Origin of the sequence: Catenulispora pinisilvae, from assembly GCF_015356865.1 — a bacterium.
In the GTDB taxonomy this organism is placed as follows: domain Bacteria; phylum Actinomycetota; class Actinomycetes; order Streptomycetales; family Catenulisporaceae; genus Catenulispora; species Catenulispora pinisilvae.
In genome coordinates this window covers 1-3,420 of record NZ_JAAFZA010000449.1, presented here as the reverse complement: position 1 = coordinate 3,420, position 3,420 = coordinate 1, and the positions used below count along the sequence as shown (strand labels likewise).

Below are 3,420 nucleotides of genomic sequence, written 5' to 3'. Positions count from 1 at the left end.
GCCCCGCACGTCGCCGGGAGCCTGCCCGGCCCCCGCTCGGCGCAGTTCCTGGCCCGCCAGCAGGTCTACGAGTCCAACGCCCGCAGCTACCCCAGGCGATTGCCGATAGCCATCGAGGAAGCCTCCGGCGCCCTGGTCCGGGACGTCGACGGCAACGTCTTCATCGACTTCCTGGCCGGCGCCGGCGTGCTCTCCCTGGGCCACAACCACCCCGAGCTGGTGACCGCCGTCACCGAACAGCTCAGCGTGCTCACCCACGGCCTGGACTTCCCCACCCCGGTCCGGGAGGACTTCGTCGAGGCCCAACTCAGCATGCTGCCGGACGCGATGCGGGACCGCATGAAGATCCACTTCTGCGGTCCGACCGGCGCCAACGCCGTGGACGCCGCGCTGAAGCTGTGCAAGACCGCGACGGGACGCGGCGACATCATCTCCTTCCAAGGCGGCTTCCACGGCGCCAGCCACGCGGCCATGGCACTCACCGGTCTGGTCTCCCAGAAGCGGCCGGTGGCCAACGGCGTCCCCGGAATCCACTTCTTCCCCTACTCCTACTGCGCCCGGTGCCCGATCGGCCTGACCCCCGACACCTGCGCCACGAACTGCGCCGACGTCCTGGAACGCGCGCTCACCGACGGCAACGGCGGCGTGCCGCTGCCGGCCGCGGTGGTGATGGAACTGGTCCAGGGCGAGGGCGGGGTCATCCCGGCGACGATCGAGTTCGCCCGGCGGGTCCGTGCTCTGACGCTTCAACTAGGAATCCCATTCGTGGTCGACGAAGTCCAGACCGGCTGCGGCCGCACCGGGACCTGGTTCGCCTTCGAGCAGTACGGCATCGAGCCGGACGTCATCATCGCGTCCAAGGCGCTCAGCGGCATCGGGACCCCGGTCGCGCTGATCATCTACGACGAGAAGCTCGACGTCTGGGCACCCGGTGCGCACACCGGCACCTTCCGCGGCAACCAGCTGGCCTTCGCCGCCGGCGCCGCGGCGGTGGGGATCATCCGGCGCGACGGCGTCCTGGACAACGTCGTCCAGCGCGGCGAGCAGATCGCCGACCGGCTCAAGCCGCTGGTGGACGATCCGTGGGTGGCCGAGGTGCGCGGGCGCGGGCTGATCTGGGGCATCGAGTTCGCCGATCCCAAGAACGGCCGGACCGCGGGCGCCCTGGCGGCCGCGGTGCAGGCGGCCGCGCTGCGCGGCGGGCTCATCGTCGAGCTCGGCGGACGGGACGACTGCGTGGTGCGGATGCTGCCGCCGCTGAACGTCACGGCCGGCACCGTCGAGACGGCGTGCACGATCCTGCTGGAGGCCATCGGCACCGCGAAAGCCAATCACCGGGAGGCGTGAGCAGATGAGCCTGATCGTGCAGAAGTTCGGTGGTTCGTCTGTGCAGAGCACGGAGCGGATCAAGAAGGTGGCCGAGCACATCGTGGCCACCCACCAAGCCGGGCACGACGTGGTCGTGGTGGTCTCCGCGATGGGCGACACCACCGACGACCTGTTGGACCTGGCCACAGACGTGACGGCCACCCCGCCGCCGCGCGAGTTGGACATGTTGCTCAGCGCCGGCGAGCGGATCTCCAACGCCCTGATGGCGATGGCCATCGAGGCCCTGGGCACCCCGGCGCGGTCGTTCTCCGGTGCCCAGGCGGGCATCCGCACCGCCGCGACGCCCGGGCGCGCGCGCATCACCGAGGTCGTGCCGGACCGGGTCCGGCAGACCCTGGACCGCGGCGCGATCGCGGTGGTCGCCGGGTTCCAAGGCGTCCATCGCGACGAGTCCGGGGACAGCACGGTCACGACCCTGGGACGCGGCGGCTCGGACACCACCGCCGTGGTGTTGGCCGTGGCGCTGAAGGCTGATCTGTGCGAGATCTACACGGATGTCGACGGCGTCTACACCGCCGATCCCCGCATCGTCCCCGACGCGCGCCTGATGGAACACGTCAGCTACGACATCATGCGGGAGCTGGCTGTCAGCGGCGCGAAGGTGCTGGCGCCGCGCAGCGTGGAGTACGCGGCGCGGCACGGGATCCCGATGCGGGTCCGGTCCTCGTACAACGCCGAGCCCGGGACGATGGTCTCCGGGTCGGTGGGCCGGCTGTCGGCCGAGTACTCGGCGGTGGCCGGGGTCGCGCATGACGCTTCGAAAGCGAAGATCACGCTGTGCGGGGTGCCGGCGGGCTCACCGGAGCTGACCGCACGCATCCTTCAGGTGGTCGCGGGGATCGAGGCCGAGCTGCACTACTCGGTCCTGGACGCTTCCTGGGCCGTTCAAGGGCGATCCGACATCTCGCTGGTGCTGCCGGCGCAGGACGGACCGCCGGTGATGCGGGCCCTGCGACAGGCGAGCGCGGAACTCGGGTTCGAGGATCTGCGTTACGCGGAGCGGATCGGCAAGCTGTCGCTCATCGGCAGCAGTCTGCTGTCCCAGCCGGGTGTGCTGGCCACGTGCTGCGAAACCCTCGCCGCGGCCGGGGTGCATCTGGAGACCATCTCCACCTCGGACATGCGTTTCACCGCGTTGTGCCCCGCGGACCAGCTGACGGACGCGGTGCGGGCGTGGCACGCGGCTTTCGGTCTCGGTGCGCCGGAACTCGCCGCGGTGCATGCCGGGACGGGGCGGTGATCAGGGTTCGGCGATAGGTCGGCGATGGTTCGGCGATATTGATCAGGGTTCGGTGACAGTGCTTCGGTAGCGGTTCTTCGCTTCGGCAGCACCTCTTCAGCGGCCTCGTGTTCCCGTCAACGGCGTCGGGGGCACGAGGTCTTGCGTAGCGCCATAAGGGTGAACACGCCCTGCTCCACCATGGTGCTTCGTCCTAACAAATACGCATGTTGATCCAATGGCGCGTACCCACCGCGCGAGAGAGTCGCGGTGCGACCACAGGATCAGGGGTTCGCGATGAAGTTGAGGCTCCGCATCGGGCGGCAGCAGGCCAAGGCAGTCGACACCGACGTGGTCGGGACCGGGAGTGGCCCCGCCGACCGTGTGCAGGAGTCTCGATCCGCCGGGGCCGCGGCGCCCGGGCGCGTGCCGGTTCCGCGTGTTTCGGAGCTGGGCGCGTCGGAGCCGGGGACGTCGGACCCGAGCACCTCGGACGCTCGCGCATCGAACGTCCGGGTGGTGCGTGCCGGGTCCTACTGTCGCGGAACCGATGTCGGCCAGCGAGCGGTGACGAACACCGGGCGCGCTGTCGTCGCGGTCCACGCCGGCCACTGCGGCCGGTGGGCCTACGCGTGAGTCGTGGGTGAGCCGTAGGTGAGCCGTAGGTGAGCCGTAGGTGAGCCGTAGGTGAGCCGTAGGTGAGCCGTAGGTGAGCCGTAGGTGAGCCGTAGGTGAGCCGTAGGTGAGCCGTAGGTGAGCCGTAGGTGAGCCGTAGGTGAGCCGTAGGTGAGCCGTAGGTGAGCCGTAGGTGA

At 70.0% G+C, this 3,420-nt stretch carries 3 protein-coding genes; all 3 read left to right on the top strand.

Features of this window, described 5'->3' with window-relative positions:
• Positions 1–1,347: diaminobutyrate--2-oxoglutarate transaminase family protein (locus IZR01_RS48685; protein WP_194927834.1), on the top strand; the 1,347-nt coding region annotated here is incomplete at its 5' end.
• 4 nt (positions 1,348–1,351) lie between these two features.
• Complete coding sequence (locus tag IZR01_RS48680; protein WP_194899922.1) at positions 1,352–2,629, top strand: aspartate kinase; 1,278 nt, start codon at positions 1,352–1,354, stop codon at positions 2,627–2,629.
• 276 nt (positions 2,630–2,905) lie between these two features.
• Positions 2,906–3,244 carry a hypothetical protein gene (locus tag IZR01_RS48675; protein WP_194899923.1) on the top strand — a complete coding sequence of 113 codons (339 nt, stop codon included), beginning with the start codon at positions 2,906–2,908 and terminating at the stop codon, positions 3,242–3,244.
• The last annotated feature ends 176 nt before the right edge of the window (positions 3,245–3,420 follow it).

Excerpts from the sequence above, each read along its gene's own strand:
- IZR01_RS48680 (WP_194899922.1), top strand. The coding sequence starts at position 1,352 with ATGAGCCTGATCGTGCAGAAGTTCGGTGGTTCGTCTGTGCAGAGCACG.
- IZR01_RS48675 (WP_194899923.1), top strand. The coding sequence starts at position 2,906 with ATGAAGTTGAGGCTCCGCATCGGGCGGCAGCAGGCCAAGGCAGTCGAC.